The sequence below is a fragment of the Rhizobium sp. 2MFCol3.1 genome (assembly GCF_000377565.1).
GTDB lineage: Bacteria > Pseudomonadota > Alphaproteobacteria > Rhizobiales > Rhizobiaceae > Rhizobium.
This window is the reverse complement of the sequence record NZ_KB898367.1, coordinates 15,223-32,833: the sequence shown is the minus strand read 5'-3', so window position 1 is coordinate 32,833 and position 17,611 is coordinate 15,223. Positions and strand designations below refer to the sequence as shown.

Annotated in this window: 17 protein-coding genes and 1 pseudogene; 10 read left to right on the top strand and 8 right to left on the bottom strand. The window is 61.4% G+C overall.

Features of this window, described 5'->3' with window-relative positions:
* Positions 1-42 precede the first annotated feature (42 nt).
* The 3 genes from modA to modC all read left to right on the top strand — a co-directional run bounded on the left by modA (position 43) and on the right by modC (position 2,668).
* Positions 43-828: a molybdate ABC transporter substrate-binding protein gene (gene modA, locus D460_RS0123575; protein WP_018901062.1), complete on the top strand. Its 786-nt coding sequence runs from the start codon at positions 43-45 to the stop codon at positions 826-828.
* A 74-nt stretch (positions 829-902) separates the two neighbouring features.
* Positions 903-1,604, top strand: a complete 702-nt coding sequence (gene modB / locus D460_RS0123570; protein ID WP_018901061.1) for a molybdate ABC transporter permease subunit — start codon at positions 903-905, stop codon at positions 1,602-1,604.
* On the top strand, positions 1,601-2,668 hold the full coding sequence (gene modC / locus D460_RS0123565; protein WP_018901060.1) for a molybdenum ABC transporter ATP-binding protein: 1,068 nt from the start codon (positions 1,601-1,603) through the stop codon (positions 2,666-2,668). Before modB ends, modC begins: the two co-directional genes overlap by 4 nt.
* Here modC and D460_RS0123560 read toward each other — a convergent pair.
* Positions 2,665-3,045 carry a winged helix-turn-helix domain-containing protein gene (locus tag D460_RS0123560; RefSeq protein ID WP_018901059.1) on the bottom strand — a complete coding sequence of 127 codons (381 nt, stop codon included), beginning with the start codon at positions 3,043-3,045 and terminating at the stop codon, positions 2,665-2,667. The genes modC and D460_RS0123560 overlap by 4 nt on opposite strands.
* 206 nt (positions 3,046-3,251) lie before the next feature.
* On the opposite strand from D460_RS0123560, the gene rsfS reads away from it, so the two are divergent.
* The 6 genes from rsfS to D460_RS0123530 all read left to right on the top strand — a co-directional run bounded on the left by rsfS (position 3,252) and on the right by D460_RS0123530 (position 8,991).
* Positions 3,252-3,692: a ribosome silencing factor gene (rsfS, locus tag D460_RS0123555; RefSeq protein ID WP_037112036.1), complete on the top strand. Its 441-nt coding sequence runs from the start codon at positions 3,252-3,254 to the stop codon at positions 3,690-3,692.
* Positions 3,693-3,823: 131 nt separating this feature from the next.
* A complete protein-coding gene (rlmH, locus tag D460_RS0123550; RefSeq protein WP_018901057.1) occupies positions 3,824-4,306 on the top strand; it encodes a 23S rRNA (pseudouridine(1915)-N(3))-methyltransferase RlmH in 483 nt (160 codons plus the stop codon).
* 121 nt (positions 4,307-4,427) lie between these two features.
* Positions 4,428-5,861: a murein hydrolase activator EnvC gene (locus D460_RS0123545; protein WP_018901056.1), complete on the top strand. Its 1,434-nt coding sequence runs from the start codon at positions 4,428-4,430 to the stop codon at positions 5,859-5,861.
* The gene (locus D460_RS0123540) at positions 5,851-7,173 is read left to right on the top strand and encodes a S41 family peptidase (RefSeq protein ID WP_026283455.1); all 1,323 of its coding nucleotides are present in this window, start codon (positions 5,851-5,853) and stop codon (positions 7,171-7,173) included. Before D460_RS0123545 ends, D460_RS0123540 begins: the two co-directional genes overlap by 11 nt.
* Positions 7,174-7,252: 79 nt before the next feature.
* Positions 7,253-8,449 (top strand): divergent polysaccharide deacetylase family protein, encoded by a 1,197-nt coding sequence (locus D460_RS0123535; protein ID WP_018901054.1) that lies wholly within the window; start codon positions 7,253-7,255, stop codon positions 8,447-8,449.
* 11 nt (positions 8,450-8,460) lie between these two features.
* Positions 8,461-8,991 carry an RNA pyrophosphohydrolase gene (locus D460_RS0123530; protein WP_018901053.1) on the top strand — a complete coding sequence of 177 codons (531 nt, stop codon included), beginning with the start codon at positions 8,461-8,463 and terminating at the stop codon, positions 8,989-8,991.
* 55 nt (positions 8,992-9,046) lie between these two features.
* Here D460_RS0123530 and bfr read toward each other — a convergent pair whose 3' ends face one another.
* The 5 genes and pseudogenes from bfr to D460_RS36855 all read right to left on the bottom strand — a co-directional run bounded on the left by bfr (position 9,047) and on the right by D460_RS36855 (position 15,833).
* Positions 9,047-9,532 carry a bacterioferritin gene (bfr, locus tag D460_RS0123525; protein ID WP_018901052.1) on the bottom strand — a complete coding sequence of 162 codons (486 nt, stop codon included), beginning with the start codon at positions 9,530-9,532 and terminating at the stop codon, positions 9,047-9,049.
* A pseudogene (locus tag D460_RS36860) lies at positions 9,498-9,892 on the bottom strand ((2Fe-2S)-binding protein). Before D460_RS36860 ends, bfr begins: the two are co-directional and overlap by 35 nt.
* Before the next feature lie 94 nt (positions 9,893-9,986).
* Complete coding sequence (locus D460_RS0123515) at positions 9,987-13,433, bottom strand: error-prone DNA polymerase (protein ID WP_018901050.1); 3,447 nt, start codon at positions 13,431-13,433, stop codon at positions 9,987-9,989.
* Positions 13,430-14,842, bottom strand: coding sequence for a DNA polymerase Y family protein (locus D460_RS0123510; protein ID WP_026283454.1), 1,413 nt, complete (start codon positions 14,840-14,842; stop codon positions 13,430-13,432). The genes D460_RS0123515 and D460_RS0123510 overlap by 4 nt, the downstream gene beginning before the upstream one ends.
* A gap of 40 nt (positions 14,843-14,882) precedes the next feature.
* Entirely contained in the window at positions 14,883-15,833 is a 951-nt protein-coding gene (locus D460_RS36855; protein ID WP_018901048.1) for a hypothetical protein, read from the bottom strand.
* Between the two features lie 163 nt (positions 15,834-15,996).
* On the opposite strand from D460_RS36855, the gene D460_RS0123500 reads away from it, so the two are divergent.
* Positions 15,997-16,434 (top strand): metallopeptidase family protein, encoded by a 438-nt coding sequence (locus D460_RS0123500; RefSeq protein WP_018901047.1) that lies wholly within the window; start codon positions 15,997-15,999, stop codon positions 16,432-16,434.
* Positions 16,435-16,467: 33 nt separating this feature from the next.
* On the opposite strand, the gene D460_RS0123495 is transcribed toward D460_RS0123500, so the two are convergent.
* Together D460_RS0123495 and D460_RS0123490 are read right to left on the bottom strand one after the other, a co-directional pair.
* Complete coding sequence (locus D460_RS0123495; protein ID WP_018901046.1) at positions 16,468-16,674, bottom strand: DUF1737 domain-containing protein; 207 nt, start codon at positions 16,672-16,674, stop codon at positions 16,468-16,470.
* An 11-nt stretch (positions 16,675-16,685) separates the two neighbouring features.
* Complete coding sequence (locus D460_RS0123490; RefSeq protein ID WP_026283453.1) at positions 16,686-17,609, bottom strand: CoA ester lyase; 924 nt, start codon at positions 17,607-17,609, stop codon at positions 16,686-16,688.
* Positions 17,610-17,611 lie beyond the last annotated feature (2 nt).

Genomic DNA, 17,611 nt, shown 5'->3' with positions numbered 1-17,611 from the left:
CGTTATATCTCTCCAAATATCTCGAAGTGTTGGGGAGACAACATGCAAAATCGTCGTCAATGGGTGAAATTCGCAGCCGTCGCGGTCTCCGCGATCTGGCTTGGTGCGACCGCCGGCACGGCCTTCGCCGCTGAAAAGGTTACGGTATTCGCAGCCGCCAGCATGAAGAATGCGCTCGATGCGGCCAATGCGGAATGGGCGAAGGAAAGCGGCAAGGAAGCCGTTGTCTCCTATGCGGCGAGCTCCGCGCTTGCGAAGCAGATCGAAGGCGGTGCGCCGGCGGATGTGTTCATCTCGGCCGACCTCGACTGGATGGATTATCTCGCCAAGAAGAACCTGATCAAGGCGGACACCCGCTCCAACCTGCTCGGCAACAGCATCGTGCTCGTCGCCGCCAAGGACAAGGTCAAGCCTGTCGACATCAAGCAGGGCTTCGATCTCGCCGGCCTGCTCGGCGACGGGAAGCTCGCGATGGGCGAAGTCAAGTCGGTACCGGCAGGCAAGTACGGCAAGGCGGCGCTTGAAAAGCTCGGCGTCTGGTCGTCGGTCGAAGGCAAGGTCGCGGGCGCTGAAAGCGTACGCGCGGCTCTGGCGCTGGTCTCGCGCGGCGAAGCGCCGTTCGGCATCGTCTACCAGACCGACGTGAACGCTGATCCGGGCGTTGCCGTTGCCGGCACCTTCCCCGCTGACTCGCACCCGCCGATCACCTACCCGATCGCGATCCTGTCCGAGAGCAAGAATGCCGATACGGCCGCCTATCTTGACTTCCTGAAGTCGGAGAAGGCCGCGCCCTTCTTTACCGAACAGGGCTTCACCATCCTGAAATAATTGCGGTTTTATACGCAGCTGCCTAGTCTGAAGGCCCGCCACGGTGGGCCTTCGTTTTTTCAGGAGCATCGCATTTGGAAGCACTTGGTCTGAGCAGTGACGAATGGACGGCGATCATGCTCAGCCTGCGGGTGTCGATCGTAGCGATGCTGGCAAGCCTGCCCTTCGGCATCGGTGTCGCGCTGCTTCTGGCGCGGGGGCGCTTCTGGGGCAAATCCGTTCTCAACGGCATCGTGCACTTGCCGCTCATCCTGCCGCCCGTCGTTACCGGTTTCATCCTTCTCGTGCTGTTTGGCCGGCGAGGGGTGATCGGCGCCTTTCTCGATCAGCATTTCGGCATCGTCTTCTCCTTCCGGTGGACGGGGGCAGCACTGGCCTGCGCAGTGATGGCCTTTCCGCTGATGGTGCGCAGCATCAGGCTTTCCATCGAGGCGATCGACCGCAAGCTTGAGGAAGCTGCCGGCACGCTCGGCGCCAGCCCGTTCTGGGTTTTCCTGACGGTGACGCTCCCCCTCACCCTACCCGGCATCATCGCCGGCATGATCCTGGCCTTCGCCAAGGCCATGGGCGAGTTCGGCGCGACGATCACCTTCGTTTCCAATATTCCCGGCGAGACGCAGACGCTGTCAGCCGCGATCTATTCCTTCACGCAAGTTCCGGGCGGGGATGCGGGCGCGCTGCGGCTGACCCTGGTGGCCGTGGTGATCTCCATGGCCGCGTTGCTAGCATCCGAATTCCTGTCACGTCTCATCGGGCGGAGGATCGATCCGCAATGACGCTCGTTGTCCAGGCAAAGCATCGGTTTGACGCGTTCTCGCTCGAGGCGGGGTTCACGTCGGAGCGCGGGATTACCGCGCTGTTCGGCCGTTCGGGCTCGGGAAAGACCTCGATGATCCGGATGATCGCCGGGCTGACGCGGCCCGACGAGGGGCGGATCAGCCTCGATGGCGAGATACTGACGGATACCGCCAAACGGATTTTCGTCGCCAAGCATCGGCGGCGGTTCGGCTATGTGTTTCAGGAAGCACGGCTCTTCCCGCATCTGACCGTGCGCCAGAACCTGACCTACGGTCGCTGGTTCGCGCCGAAGGGGGCGCCACGGGAGAGCTTTGAGCGGATCGTCGGCCTGCTCGATATCGAGAGGCTGCTCGGTCGCAGTCCTGAGCATCTGTCAGGCGGTGAAAAGCAGCGGGTGGCGATCGGCCGTGCGCTCCTGTCGTCGCCGCGTTTGCTTCTCATGGACGAGCCGCTTGCCGCTCTCGATGAAGCGCGCAAGGCCGAGGTCATGCCGTTCCTCCAGCGTTTGCGCGACGAGATGGATATTCCGATCGTCTATGTCAGCCATTCGGTGGCGGAGGTAGCGCGGCTTGCCGACCAGGTCGTCGTCATGCAGGACGGCCGGGTTAAGGTCGTTGGCGCGGCAACCGAGGTGCTCAGCCTGCCCGCTGCGTCGCTCGATCGGCGCGAGGCGGGCGCCTTGTTGCAGGGGCGGGTCGAGGCCGTGGACGAACGGCATCGCCTGGCCACCGTTGCGATGGCGACCGTGCGGTTGCATGTGCCCGATGCCAGCCTTGCTCCGGGCAAGGCGGTGCGTGTCCGTATTCCCTCTCGCGATGTGATGCTCGCCACCGAACGGCCGAATGGCCTCAGCGCGCTCAACGTGCTTGAAGGTACCATCCTGGCAGTGACACCGTCCGACGATGCGACCGTAGACGTGACGGTCGATTGCGGCGGTGACGCGATCCTGTCGCGGATCACCAGTTTCTCGGCGGAGCGCATGGCGTTGCGCGAGGGCATGCCGGTGTTCGCAATCATCAAGACGGTTGCGCTGGAGCCTTAGACAGCCGGCTCGGTGCCATCGATCAGGCGGTTGCTCTCCAGCCAGGCGAGGTCGTCGGCCAAGGTCACCCGGATCGTTTGCTCCATCTGCCGAAAGCGCGCCAGCAGTTCCTCGCCGAATTCAGTCAGCGCCGCGCCGCCACCCTTTTGGCCGCCGCGTTGCGATTCCACGACCGGATGCTTGAACATCCGGTTCATTTCGCTGACCAGCAGCCAGGCACGCCGGTAGGACATGTCCATCGCGCGGCCGCCGGCGGAAATCGAGCCAGTCTCCCTGATGTGCTCCAGCAATTCCATCTTGCCGTGCCCAAGGCGATCCTCATGCGGGAAGCTGATGCGAAGGACCGGGACAAGCGTGTTTTCTAAAGGGTTTTTCATTTGCAATCTTCGCACTGGGACGAAGCATCACTTTACTGAGGGCGACAGCAACTGTACACAGCCCCGCAGGATGCACTTGAGGCTGAGCCATCCGTTGCTGCCGCGCCAAATCCGGCATTCATGCTTTGTGATCGCGGGCGTCTTGAAACATTTATGGTTCGGTGCCTATCTTAACCATGATTTGGTTCGCCAAATCAGTGATGTGCATGCTTTGTCATTCCGAGAAAGGGAAAGCACTGACAACAGTACACGCAAAGGGAAGCACGAAAGTCGTTGTCCCGAAGAGCCCGGAACGTGGCGTTGATGCCGCTGCCCGCGCCCTGCACACCGTCCTCGTCAGCCTAGAGGACTCCAAAGCTGAGGATATCGTTTCCATCGACATTGCCGGAAAATCGGCGCTCGGCGACTTCATGGTTGTTGTCTCGGGCCGCTCGAGCCGCCATGTCATGGCGATTGCCGACCACCTGCTCAGCGACCTCAAGGATGAGGGCTTCGGCTCCGCCCGGGTCGAAGGCCAGGATGCCGGCGATTGGATCCTGATCGATACCGGCGATGTCATCGTGCATGTCTTCCGTCCCGAAATTCGCGAGTTCTACAACATCGAAAAGATGTGGCAGGCTCCCGATCTGGACGAGACGCTGCACTGATACTCCAGCTGGCAGGCTGTCTGGACGCTGCGTCCAGCGCCTGATAGATGGCTCTGATTGGGCCGGCGGTGCTTTAGCCCCGGCCTGCGGCACCTTTGAGCCGCGAAAAGCCTGATAGCAGGAGCGGACACATGCGCGTTGGTCTTTTTGCCGTGGGGCGGCTCAAATCCGGCCCGGAGAAGGATCTTGCGGCGCGTTATTTCGACCGCTTTGCGAAGGCCGGTCCCGCCATCGGCCTCGAATTCTCCCGCGTTGTCGAAGTCGCTGAAAGTCGCGCGTCCAATGCCGATACGCGCAAGCGCGAGGAAGCAGGCATGCTTCAGAAGTCGCTGGCGGACGGCAGTATTCTTATTCTCCTCGACGAGCGCGGCAAGGCGCTCGACAGCGAAGGCTTCGCCACTCTCCTCGGCAATTACCGCGATCAGGGAAAGCGCGAGATGACGATCGCGATCGGTGGCGCCGATGGACTTGATCCGGCGCTCTACGATCGGGCCGACGCTACGCTTTGTCTCGGCAAGATGACTTGGCCGCATCAACTCGTTCGCACGCTGATCGCCGAGCAGCTTTATCGCGCCGTGACGATCCTCTCCGGCCATCCCTATCATCGCGTCTGAGTGCTCACGATCATTCACGCAGGTGTGTCTTGCGCGATCGGGCGGCAGGCCTCAATCTTTCTGGCAAAGATGGTCAAATCAGCTTAATCTTCGCGCGGTTTAAGAGGATTTACCGATCGGCATGCCGACACCTGCATCCAAGCGAAACTATGTGATCTTGTCGGTTGCCGTGGCTGGTCTCGCCGCGTCGGTTCTCGGCGTGTCCGGGTGGGTTTCCGCTCTGGCGCAGGAGCAGCCGGCCGCTGCACAGCCGGACTCGCCGCCGCCGAGCGCGCCCGTTGCGGCCGCGGCACCTGATCCGGCCGTCGAACTGGAAAAGAAGCGTGACCAGACGCGCAGCGAACTGGATGCGTTGTCGAAGACCATCAATCTCTCTTCGGGCAAGGTCGCGGAACTGCAGAAGAGCATCGAGGATCTGGACAAGAGCACCAGCAGTGTTCGCCAGGCGCTGATCGATTCCGCCGCGCGGCGCAAGTCGCTGGAGAAGCAGATACTGGAGAGCGAGAAGAAGCTTGCCGATCTCGGCGTGAAGGAAGATGCGGTTCGCCACTCGCTGCACGAGCGACGGGGGCTACTAGCCGAGGTCCTTGCGGCACTGCAGCGGATGGGCCGCAACCCGCCGCCGGCGCTTCTGGTGACGCCTGATGACGCGCTTGCCTCGGTGCGCAGCGCCATCCTGCTCGGTGCCGTTGTTCCCGGCATCCGCAAGGAAACGGATAAACTCGCCGCCGATCTCGGCAACCTGGCCTCTCTGCAGGCCGCAAGTGCCGCCGAGAAGACCGGCTTGACGACGACGATGACCAACAGCCTCGAGGAAGAGCGGCGCATGGATTTGCTTCTCGCCGAGAACGAGAAATTGAGCCGCAGCAATACTGCCGAGCTCAATGCCGAGCGCCAGCGCTCCGAGGAACTCGCGGGCAAGGCCACGAGCCTGGAGAGCCTCGTGGCATCGATGGAAAGCGAGATTTCGTCCGTTCGCCAGGCGACGGCCGCGGCGCGTCAGGCGGAGGAAAATCGCAGGCTGCTGACGGATGAACAGCGCGCGCAGGCCAAGGCTTTGGCCGACAGCGGGGTGCCCGATAAAAACCGCATTGCGCCCGCATATCCGTTCGGAGAATTGAAGGCCAAGCTGGAGTTGCCCGTTGCCGGTGATATCCTGCGCCAGTTCGGCGATGCCGATGGAACAGGCCATGAGGCGATGGGTATGACGCTGGCGACCAACCCGGAAACGGTGGTCACCGCACCGGCGGATGGTCTGATCGTTTATGCCGGCGCGTTTCGCAGCTACGGGCAGATGATCATTCTCGATGCCGGCGACGGATATCACCTGGTTCTCTCCGGAATGGAGACCATGAACGCGCGGCAGGGCAAGTTTGTTTTCGCCGGCGAACCGCTTGCGGTGATGGGTGCGAAAAGAGTGGCTAGTGCGACTGCATTGGCGCTGGAAACAAACCGACCAACGCTTTACATTGAATTTCGAAAAGACGGAAAGCCGGTCGATTCCCGACCATGGTGGACCGCCAAAGACACCGGAAAGGCACGCAATGATTCGTAGGGCTTCTCTTGTTCTGGTTGGCGCATTGATGGGTGCGACGGCCATGAGCGTCATCTATTCCGCCGGTGTGCCCGCGGAAGCGGCGGGGGCGTCCACCTACAAGGAACTGTCCGTTTTCGGTGACGTATTCGAGCGCGTTCGCGCCCAGTATGTGACGCCGCCGGCCGAGGACAAGCTGATCGAAAATGCCATCAACGGCATGCTGTCGTCGCTTGATCCGCATTCGAGCTACATGAACGCCAAGGACGCGGCGGACATGCAGACCCAGACCAAGGGCGAGTTCGGCGGTCTCGGCATCGAAGTCACGATGGAAGACGAGCTGGTCAAGGTCATCACGCCGATCGACGATACGCCGGCGGCCAAGGCAGGTGTTCTCGCCGGCGACTATATCTCCGAGATCGACGGACAGTCCGTCCGTGGTCTGAAGCTCGAAGACGCTGTCGAGAAGATGCGCGGTGCCATCAACACCCCGATCAAGCTGACACTGATCCGCAAGGGCGCCGACAAGCCGATCGAACTGACGATCGTTCGCGATGTCGTGGCCGTGCAGGCAGTCAAGTCGCGTGTCGAGGATGATGTCGGGTATCTCCGCATCATCTCGTTCACCGAGAAGACCTATCCGGACATGGAAAAGGCGATCGAGAAGATCAAGAACACCGTTCCGGCCGACAAGCTCAAGGGCTATGTGCTCGACCTGCGCCTCAACCCGGGCGGTCTGCTCGACCAGGCAATCCAGGTGTCGGATGCGCTTCTGCAGCGCGGCGAGGTGGTTTCCACGCGCGGCCGCAATCCGGATGAAACCCGCCGCTTCAATGCCGGCCCGGGCGATCTGACGGATGGCAAGCCTGTGATCGTTCTGATCAACGGTGGCTCGGCTTCGGCATCGGAAATCGTCGCCGGCGCCCTGCAGGATCTGCGTCGCGCCACGGTTCTCGGCACGCGCTCCTTCGGCAAGGGATCGGTTCAGACCATCATCCCGCTCGGTGAGAACGGCGCACTTCGCCTGACGACGGCGCTCTACTACACGCCGTCGGGCCGCTCGATCCAGGGCACCGGCATCACGCCTGACATCAAGGTCGAAGAGCCGCTGCCGGATGATCTGAAGGGCAAGATGGTGACCGAGGGCGAATCCGCCCTGCGCGGTCACATCAAGGGCCAGAGCGAGACGGATGAGGGCTCGGGCTCCGTCGCCTACGTGCCGCCGGATCCCAAGGATGACGTGCAGCTCAACTACGCGCTCGACCTTCTGCGCGGCAAGAAGACGGACCCGTCTTTCCCGCCGAACCCTGAAAAGGCCGTCAGCGCCAAGTAACGATCAGATGAGGCGTCAGGCCGGATGAGGATCCGGCCTGACGCCTTTTTGCTGTCCTGATGATGGAAGCAGCCGAAGAATGAATACCGATCTGCACGCGCCCCTTGGACAGAACCGCAAGCCGGGCGGAAAGCGCCCTGGCGTCTTGCGCACGGGGCGGGTGGTTGCCGGGCTTTGCCTCGTGCTGATCGGCGGCTTTTCGGTCTATACCGCCTTTCGCGGCGATGGCCTGAAGCGCGAGACGCCGCCCGCTAAGGAGCAGGCCTCCGCCGTTCCCACCGATACCGCCCAACAGCCCACCACGCCTGATGCCGCGCCTCCCAATGGCATGCCGCGCAGCGAGCCGAATTCCGGCGCCAATGTCGAGAGGATGACGACGGGCGATGGCTCGGTGGTCACCAAATACAGCCCGAAGACCCGCGACGGAAACGGCCCCGTCCTGATCGACGCCATGCAGGTGGGGCAGGATCCCAGAATGGCTGCACTGCCGAATGATGCCTTGCTCGAGGCGTCGTCGTTCGGGCGGCTGCCGATCGTTGGCCCCGATGGCCGCCGGCCGATGGATCAATATGCACGGCCATGGTCGGGCGCGCATGGAACGCGGATCGCGATCGTCGTAAGCGGTCTTGGCCTCAGCCAAACGGGCACGCAGCGGGCGATCCAGCAGTTGCCCGAGGAGGTGACGCTTGCATTCGCCGCCAGCGGAAACAGCCTGCAGCGCTGGATGCAGGAGGCGCGTCGATCCGGCCACGAAATCTTGATCCAGGTGCCGCTCGAACCTTTTGATTACCCGGCGAACGATCCCGGTCCGGATACGCTGCTTACGTCGAAAAGCGTCGCAAAGAACATCGAGAGCCTTCACCGAGCGATGGGCGAGATCACCAACTATACCGGTGTGCTGAACTACCAGGGCGGACGTTTTCTCTCAGACGCGAATGCACTGGAGCCCGTCATGCGCGATATCGGCAAGCGCGGGCTGTTGTTTCTCGATGACGGCACCTCGGCGCAGTCGAAGACCGCCGCGATCGCCAAGGGCACGGAGACGCCATACGCCTTTGCGGACGTGCAGCTCGACGGGCAGGTGGATTTCAACGCGATCACCAACAAGCTGGATGAACTCGAGCGCGTGGCCAAGCGCAACGGCCAGGCGATTGGTGTTGCCTCGGCATTTGACGAGAGCATCGATGCCATTTCAAAATGGACGGAAGAAGCGGCGATGCGCGGCATCGAGATCGTCGGGATCGCCGCGCTGACCAACGATCCGAAGAAACCCTAGCAGAGACAACCATGAGCCAATCGACCGTTAAAGCCGAAGATCTGCCCTATCGCCCGTGCGTCGGCGTGATGATCCTCAATCGCGCCGGGCTCGTCTGGGCCGGCCGCCGAATCCCGGCGGAGAATTCGGAATATGACGGCTCACCGCAGCTGTGGCAGATGCCGCAGGGCGGCATCGACAAGGGCGAGGACCCGCTGACGGCAGCCTATCGCGAGCTTTATGAAGAGACCGGGATGAAGACGGTGACGCTGCTTGCCGAGGCGAAGGACTGGATCAACTATGATCTGCCGCCGCAGCTGATCGGCATCGGATTGAAGGGCAAGTTTCGCGGCCAAACGCAGCGCTGGTTCGCCTTCCGCTTCGACGGCGATGAGAGCGAGATCGCCATCAACCCGCCGCCGGGTGGGCATTCCGCTGAATTCGACGCATGGGACTGGAAGCCGATGGCGGAGTTGCCGGAGCTGATCGTGTCGTTCAAGCGCGGCGTCTACGAACAGGTGGTCAGCGAGTTCAGCCATCTCGCGGGATTGCCGGCTGCCTGATTGACGGCTGTGTGATCGGATGCCGGCCGCCTGAGCGGCCGGGTCCAGGGCTTGATTACTCGGCTTGGTCGGCTGAGTCGGCGTTCAGCTGGCCATACTTGGCTTCGCCGATCTTGCCGAGCAGTTCCAGCTGCGTCTCGAGGAAGTCGATGTGGCCTTCTTCGTCCATGAGGAGCTCTTCGAAGAGCTTCATGGAGACGTAGTCGCCTGCCTCGTGACAGATATCGCGGGATTTCTTGTAAGCGGTGCGGGCGTCGTATTCGCCGGCGAGATCCGCTTCCAGGACTTCCTTGACGTTCTGGCCGATGCGCAGCGGCGCAAGCGTCTGCAGGTTGGGGTGGCCTTCGAGGAAGATGATGCGTGCGACGAGCTTGTCGGCATGCTGCATTTCTTCGATCGATTCAGCGCGCTCCTTCTTGGCGAGCTTGGTGTAACCCCAATCTTCAAGGAGCCGGTAGTGAACCCAGTACTGGTTGACAGCACCTAGTTCCAAAAAGAGGGCCTCGTTAAGCCGCTCGATGACTTTTTTGTCGCCTTTCAATGTCCGCTCTCCTGTTTTCTTCATGGAAGTTTCTGAGGCGAGACATGAAATCAAATATTTCGGCATCCGTCGAGTGCCGACGGGCGTGATAGTCCTCGGTCGTCTGAATGATGATGTCGACCACATTCGGGAAACAGCCGCAGCAACGGCCTCGTTTTTCCATGGCGTGGTAGACTTTCGCAGGGACAATAAGCTGCCAACAGTCCTCATCGAGAAGGCTGTTGATAACCTCCCGGATTTCGGTGTCGGTTATGTAGTTGCAACTGCAGACAAGCACGTCTTCATTCCAAACATGACAATGACTATCGTCTTTTTGCTAAAGAAGACGCTCGTTGTCAAGAAAGATTCATATTCAGGCACTCCCGCTTCGCCCGCCTTCCGGCTCGTCTACGATCCAATCGAAGCGTACCGCTCCCCGCTTGCGACGATGCCCGATCGGACTCGATATTGAAAATCAATGAAAATTACGTCCCTTCGGCATGACCGACGCCGTGGCTTCGTCACGCCCGCGCTTGTCATGCGTGGTCATTCTTTTTTCCATCACCGCCTTCTCCAATGTATCGTTGAGCTTCTTCTGCCGTGGATCGGCGGTCGGTCGGCGTGCTTCGTCGGAGCGATCGCAGACGCCGAAGCGATTAGCCTCCTTCTGCAAGAGCCCCAGAGCGTGCGTCATGTCCTCGATGTGATCGACGACCGTATGGATCACCCCGCTCTGGCTCTGCAGCTTGCCGCGGATCTTGACGAGCCGGGCGCCCATGACGATGGCACGGTATTTCTCGAAGGTCTTCGGCCAGACGATGGCATTGGCGACGCCGGTCTCATCCTCCAGCGTCATGAAGATCACGCCCTTGGCCGAGCCCGGACGCTGGCGCACCAGGACGATGCCGGCGATCGTCACCCAACGGCCGTTCGGTACCTTGAGCAGGTCGACGCTGCGGGTAACGCCTATCCCGCGCAGTTCGTCGCGCAGGAAGGAAAGAGGATGCGCCTTGAGCGACAGCGACAGATACCGGTAGTCCTCGACCACCTGCTCGCCCGGCAGCATTTCAGGCAGTCTGGCTTGCGGCTCGACCTGTAGGTCGAGATGAGGTGCCTGATCGAACAGCGGCAAGCGCTCGGCCGCACTCTTCACGTCCAGCGCACGGACCGCCCATAGCGCCTCGCGCCGGGACAGGCCGATGCTGTTGAAGGCATCCGCATCCGCCAGCCGCTCGATGTCGGATTTGTCGAGGCCCGAGCGCAGCCATAGATCGTGGATGGAGGTATAGCCGTATCCCCGGTGAGTCATCAGTTTCTCGCGTATGGTGTCCTCGGATAACCCTTTTACCTGACGAAAGCCGAGACGGACGGCGTGGTTGGCCTTGATGACATCGCTCATCTCGCGATGGCGAAAATCGATCCGGCGGCTGTCGAAACGACCGTCTTCCAGCAGGCAATCCCAGTCCGAACTGTTGATATCGACCGGTCGGATTTCGACGCCGTGTTCCCTGGCATCGCGGACCAGCTGCGCCGGCGCGTAGAAGCCCATTGGCTGCGAGTTCAGCATGGCCGCACAGAAGATATCGGGATAGTAGGCCTTCATCCAGGAGGAGGCGTAGACGAGCAGCGCGAAGGAGGCCGCGTGGCTTTCCGGAAAGCCGTATTCCCCGAAACCCTTGATCTGGTTGAAGCACTGCTGGGCGAATTCCCGCGGGTACTCTTTGGATACCATTCCATCGATGAATCGCTGTTCGAAATTGCCGATGGTGCCGGTGCGCTTGAAGGTTGCCATGGCGCGGCGCAGTTGGTCGGCCTCGGCAGCCTTAAAACCCGCCGCCGTGATGGCGATCTGCATGGCCTGCTCCTGAAAGAGCGGTACTCCAAGTGTTCGTTTCAAAACCTCCTTCAACTCTTCACTGGGGTATTCGATTGGAATGTTCCGCTTTACCTGCTCCCGTCGCTTCAAATAGGGGTGGACCATGTCACCTTGGATGGGGCCGGGTCTGACGATGGCGACCTCGATGACGAGGTCGTAGAACACTCGCGGCCGAAGGCGCGGCAGCATGCTCATTTGCGCGCGGCTTTCGATCTGGAAGACGCCCAGGGTATCGGCCCGGCACATCATGTCGTAGACCGGCTTTTCGTCCTCATGCGTGTCGTTGCCAAGATCGGCCAGCGTCTTCTTCACGTCGTAGTGCAGCAGCAGAAGATCGAAGGCCTTGCGCAGGCAGGTCAGCATTCCGAGCGCCAACACGTCGACCTTGAGGATTTTCAGATTGTCGAGATCGTCCTTGTCCCACTCGATCATGTAGCGATCCGGCATCGCCGTATTCATGATCGGCACGACCTCGTCGAGCCGGTCGCGGGTGATCACGAAACCGCCGACATGCTGGGTGAGGTGGCGGGGAAAGCTCAAGAGTTCGGATGCGTATTGCAGGACGTGGTTGGTTACGGGGTTGCCCGTGTCGAGGCCGGCGGCCCGTGCTTCCCGTTCGGACAGCTTATCATCCGACCAGCCCCAAACCAGACTGCCGATCGCCGATTGCACATCTTCTGACAAGCCGAATGCCTTTGCGACCTCGCGGCCTGCGGAACGGGTGCGATAGCTGGTGACGGCCGCCGTCAGTCCAGCATGCTCCTTGCCGTATCGCTTGTAGATATGCTGGATGACCTCCTCGCGCCGATCATGCTCGAAATCGACGTCGATATCGGGTGGTTCGTCGCGGTCCGTCGACATGAATCGGTCGAACAGCAGCACGCTTTTTTCCGGGTTAACCTCCGTGACTTCAAGGCAGTAACAGATCACCGAATTGGCGGCCGAGCCGCGACCCTGGCAAAGGATCTTGAGCTTATAGCGGGCATGCATGATGATCCGGTGCACCGTCAGGAAATAGGGCGCGTATTGCTTCTGCTTTACGAGGTCCAGCTCGTAGACGATCTGCTCCCGGGTCTTCTCCTTGATGCCTTCAGGAAAACGTCTTGCTGCTCCCGCCCATGTCAGGCGCTCCAATGTTTCATAAGATGTTTCGCCCGTGTCGTTCTCATCCGGATAATTGTGGTTCAGTTCGTCCAGGCAAAAGCTCAGCCTGGAGTAGAATTTTTCCGTGTTGGCGATGGCGTCTGGGTAGTCCCTGAAAAGCCGCGCCATCTCGCTTCCATGCTTTAGATAGCGTTCGGCATTCGGTGCCAGCAGAAAGCCGGCCTCCGGGATTGGCACGTGTTCCCTTATAGAGGTGACGATATCCGACAGAGGGCGGCGGGCGGTGTCGTGATAGAGCGGCTGGTTGGAGGCGATAAGGGGCACGCGGTTTCTGGAAGCGAGGATCGAAATCACCGCAAAGACGCGCTTGTCGCGACCGTCATAGGATGATGTCATCGTCATGTAGAGCTTGTCGCGAAAACGGGCGCGGAGACGCCCAACGCAGGCTTCGAATGTGTCGCAACGCAGGGGATCGTCGGCAACTAAAGGATCGGGGATGATCGCCAGCATCATCTGGTCGCCCCATTCCAGCAGGTCCTCCTCCACTAGGGTGCAGTTGCCCTTCTCCGCGCGCAGATTGCCGACGCTCAGCAGGCGGCAGAGATGTGCCCAACCCTTTCGATTTTGAGGGTAGGCCAGAATATCGGGTGTTTCGTCCGAAAAGACCAATCGGGCGCCGGGTTGAAGACGGACCGGATCAAGGACGTCCTCGGCGTTCTCGCCCTTCTCCAGCAGTCCCTGCTCTTTTCGCTCGAATTTCTTTCGAAGCGCCGTTGCCTGGGCATGCGCCCTGACCACGCCGGCTACCGAGTTGCGGTCGGCGATGCCGATGCCGTCTAGTCCCAGCAGCGCAGCCTGCAGCACCATTTCCTCAGGCTTGGAGGCACCCTCCAGAAAGGAGAAGTTGGTCTTGGCGCCGATCTCGAAGAAAGCCCGTGTCATGCGAACATTCCATGCATGTACCAGCTCTGCGTCTCGTCCTGGCCGTACAGACCCTTGCGATATATCCAGAAACGGTGGCCCTGATCATCCTCGACGCGGAAATAGTCGCGTGGCTGCGTATCCTTGCCGTCGAGCCACCATTCCATGGCAAGCCGTTCCGGCCCCTCGCTTTTGACGATACGGTGGCGCATGCGGCGCCAGTGAAAATTGGCCGGCGCGCCATCCGGCACCTCGATGGCAAAGGCATCCATCGGTTCCGCCCTTTCCAGAAGACGCGCGGGCCTCTCGCCGCGTGAGGGGGCGGGATTGCCTGGCGGGATCTTCGCGGTGAGGCCATCGATGGCGGGAACCGAAATCACCGCTCTTTCCGGCAGGTGGCTTTCGCGCAACTGGAAGGTCTGCAGGCAATCTGATCCCAATCGCGCGGAAACGCGATCGACGAAGGCTGCCAGCGAGGCATCCTTCTGCTGATGTCCCTCGAAGTCGCTCTGGGCCGTATCGAAGTCTTCGTGGCGCAGGACATTGAGGCGCAGGATCTCGAACCCGTACCCGGCATCGAGATCGTCATGGACGGCCTGCAGGCGTTCGGTGAAGAGGACGGCGATGCGCCTTGGTTCACGCAACGGCCTTGTCGTGCCGGCCGCGATGCGGAAGACCTTGCCATCGACACGGAACAGGACGAGTTCGAAAACGCGACCGCCGACGCCGCGTGCCTCCAGTGACGGTTTCAGCGCATGGGCGATCTGGTCTGTCACGGCTAGAATCGCCTCTTCCGCGGCGACCGGTTCCATCAACCGGCGCTCGGCCGAGAGGCTGGCGACGGGTAGGCGTGGCGATATCGGCTCCTCATCCGTTCCAAGTATCTGGTCAAGCCGCAGCAGCACACTTGCGCCGAAGCGGCGGGTCAGCGGCGCACGCGGGGTTTCCATCAGGTCGCCGATGTATTTCAGGCCCATCTTGGTGAGCGCTGCGACCGTATCGTCCGAGAGACGGAGTGCTGCGACCGGTAGAGGGGCAACGACCCGTTCCGTCTCATCCGCGTCGATCACGCCTCCCTGGCCGAAACGGCTGACCGCCCAGGAGAGGCCCGGGGAGGAGGTGATCGCGCCCCGGACGTCGATGCCCATTTGAAAGAGCCTGGACAGGATATCCTTGAGGAGCGCCTTTTCTCCGCCGAAGAGATGAGCGCAGCCGGTGATATCGAGAAAAAGTCCATCCCTGCCGTCGAGCGCCACCAGCGGCGTATAGCGGTCGCACCAATCGGCGATGCCTTCGAGAAAGCGCAGGTCGGCGGCCAGGTCTTCCTCGATCACCTCGATCGTCGGATGGATGGCGCGGGCTTCGGCGACACCCATGCTCTTTTTCAGGTTGATCGCTTCGGCTGCCTCGTCCAGCGCCGTCAGCCGCATGGTGTTGGCGTGGCGGCCGGAGCAGACGATCGGCGGCGTCTCAGGACGATCGCGCAAACGCCAGGCGAGACCCCACTTCTTCCTGGATATGCGATCGGTTGGCAGATGCGGGAAATGCAGCGCCAGAATGCGCTGAGCGTTCGCCTGGAAAGCGAGTGTTGGCTGATGGGCGGACAGGGAAAAACCGGCGGTCATGGGGGTTCCACTCCAGAAGAATGGAGAAGGGGGCCGGGTTTCGGCTCTTCTCCAGGGTGATGCGAAAGATCGGATTGCCGATGCTGCCGCCCAGCATCGAACCATCAGGCAAGGGCCGCGCCGCAGATGGCGCGGGTTCGGCAAGAAAGCGGAAGATGGCGCTGCTGGCCTCTTCCTCCGCTGCCTGCCGCAACAAAAAAAGCGGGCGGCGCGATGCCTTGGCCCGCAGGTTGAGACGACGGCTTTCCGTCAGGCCGAAGGGCCTGGGATTGCCGCGAACCTCGAGAATGGTGGCCGGAAAGACGCCGCTTTCGACGGCTGTTTCCGCCAGCCACAGCGCGTCCTCCAGCTTTTTCGGTGCGGCGTGCAGGAAGAGCCGCGGCTTCAGACCGAAATCGCTGAGGCCCACGGCATAGGGCCGTCCGGCCTCCATCGTCGCCACCGTGTCGGCGATCCAGAGGATCGGCAGGTGTGCGTTAGCGCCCTCCTCTTGCCCATGCTGGAGCATGGCCGCGATCGCCAGAACGAAGCCGCTGCTTGCGCCGGCATTGCGCAGCAGCGTCGTGCGGATTTCCGTCAGGCCATCAAGCGGCAGGCCGCCGTCGAGCGCCTCATCCAGAGCGGGGATACCAAGCGGCAGGCGCAGGGCATCTTCGCTCCCGGGCTTGTCGAGAACGGTGTCGGCCAAAGCCTGGTTTTCCGCCGCCGCCAATGCGGGCACCGGCTTTCCTTCAAGCTTTGCAATGGTTTCGCGGAGCGCAAAAAGCCGCTCGCGCGCCACGGCCGACTGTGCCACGACGTCACTCCATCTAACGGATGTTCCTATTATGTTCTTATGGATTCCAGAGCTCGGCCGAAGAGTCAACAGCCGTTTGATGTGAATTTATTCCTGCCCTTGATTCCGCTCTCGAAAATCAACGGCAAAGGCTCTATATGGGCGGCAAAGGAAAGGAGCTTTTATGGCTCGCATAGACCAGAGCGACAATTGGCAGGATCGCCACGCTCCGACAATCAGCACGTTCGAGTCCCTGGCGATGGAGGCCTATAGCCACCTGCCGGAAGAATTCCGTGCGCTGACCACCAATCTGACGATCGAGATCGAAGACTTCCCTGATGACGAGGTGTTCGAGGACATGGCGCTGGAAACGCCGTTCGATCTGCTTGGCCTGTTTGAGGGGCGCGGGATTTCCGAGCGCTTCACTCTGGAAACGGGCGAGCTTCCCAATCGCATCCGCCTCTACCGGCGGCCGATCCTCGATTATTGGGCCGAAAACGACGAGACGCTGGGCGATATCATCACCCACGTGCTGATCCACGAAATCGGCCACCATTTCGGCCTCAGTGACGACGACATGGAGCGCATCGAGGCGAGCGCCGAAGAGGCGGCCGAACGCTAGGCGCTGGGCTCTTCAGGCGCCCCACAGCAAATCTTACTGCTCGGAGAGCTTCATGTCGGGGTGATAGTCCTTGCCTTCGACATGCTTGACGATCGCCTGGGCGCACATCACCTGGCCGGTCTGCGAGTTGAAGGTCATGGCCGGCGAGCCGTTCAGCGACCAGCCCTTGTTGAGGGCGTCGGTTACGCGGTGGCAGAAGGCGGCGTCGTCCTGGCCGGTCAGAAGGCGGTAGAGCTTCATCACATCGTCTTTCAGTTTGCCGTCTGGCCTTTTGCCTTCTGGCGTTCTGCAATCAGGCGGGCTTTATGAACCAGAGTTTCCGCCTGGACAAGATGCAGCCGCTCGATCATGCGGCCGTCGACATTGATGACGTTGAGGCCATCCGTGGCGGGGTCGGCGAAGGCTTTCATGATCGCGTGCGCTTCGGCGATGGCGGATGCGTCCGGGCCGAAATGCCGATTGGCCGGCTCGATCTGCGCGGGGTGAATCAGCATCTTGCCATCGAAACCCATGGCGCGTGCCTCGGCGCATTCGGCGTCGAAGCCATCGATATCCTTGAAATCGTTGAAGACGCTGTCGATGGCGCAGAGGCCGTAAGCGCGCACGGCGAGGATCACCTGCATCAGCCAGGGCACGAGATACTGCCGGCCGGGCTGCGGCAAGACGCCGGTTTCCTTTCTGAGGTCGTTGAGGCCGACTACGAAGCAATCGAGCCTTGAGCCCGCCGTTCGCCCGGCCTCGGCGATCGCCGCAGCATTGAGGATGCCGCGCGGTGTCTCGATCATCGCCCAGATCCGCAGTTCGTCGGGTGCATCGGCATCCGCGAGAAGGTCGCTGACTAACATGACGTCCTGCGGTTCGTTGACCTTCGGCAACAGAACGGCATCCGGCTCCAGCGCGTTCACGAGCTCCATGTCGGCGCGGCCCCAGCTGGTGTCGAGGCCGTTGATGCGGATGATGCGTTCCTTGCCCTCGAGCGGTTTGCCCCGGAAGAAGGCGGCCAGGTTTTCGCGCGCTTCGGCCTTCTTCTCGGGCGCGACGGAATCCTCAAGATCGAAGATCACAGCATCGCAACCGAGCTGATGGGTCTTTTCAAGCGCGCGAGGATTGATCGTGGGAACGCTCAGCACCGAGCGGCGCAGGTTCATCGAACGGGTGAGGGGAGACTGGCTCATCA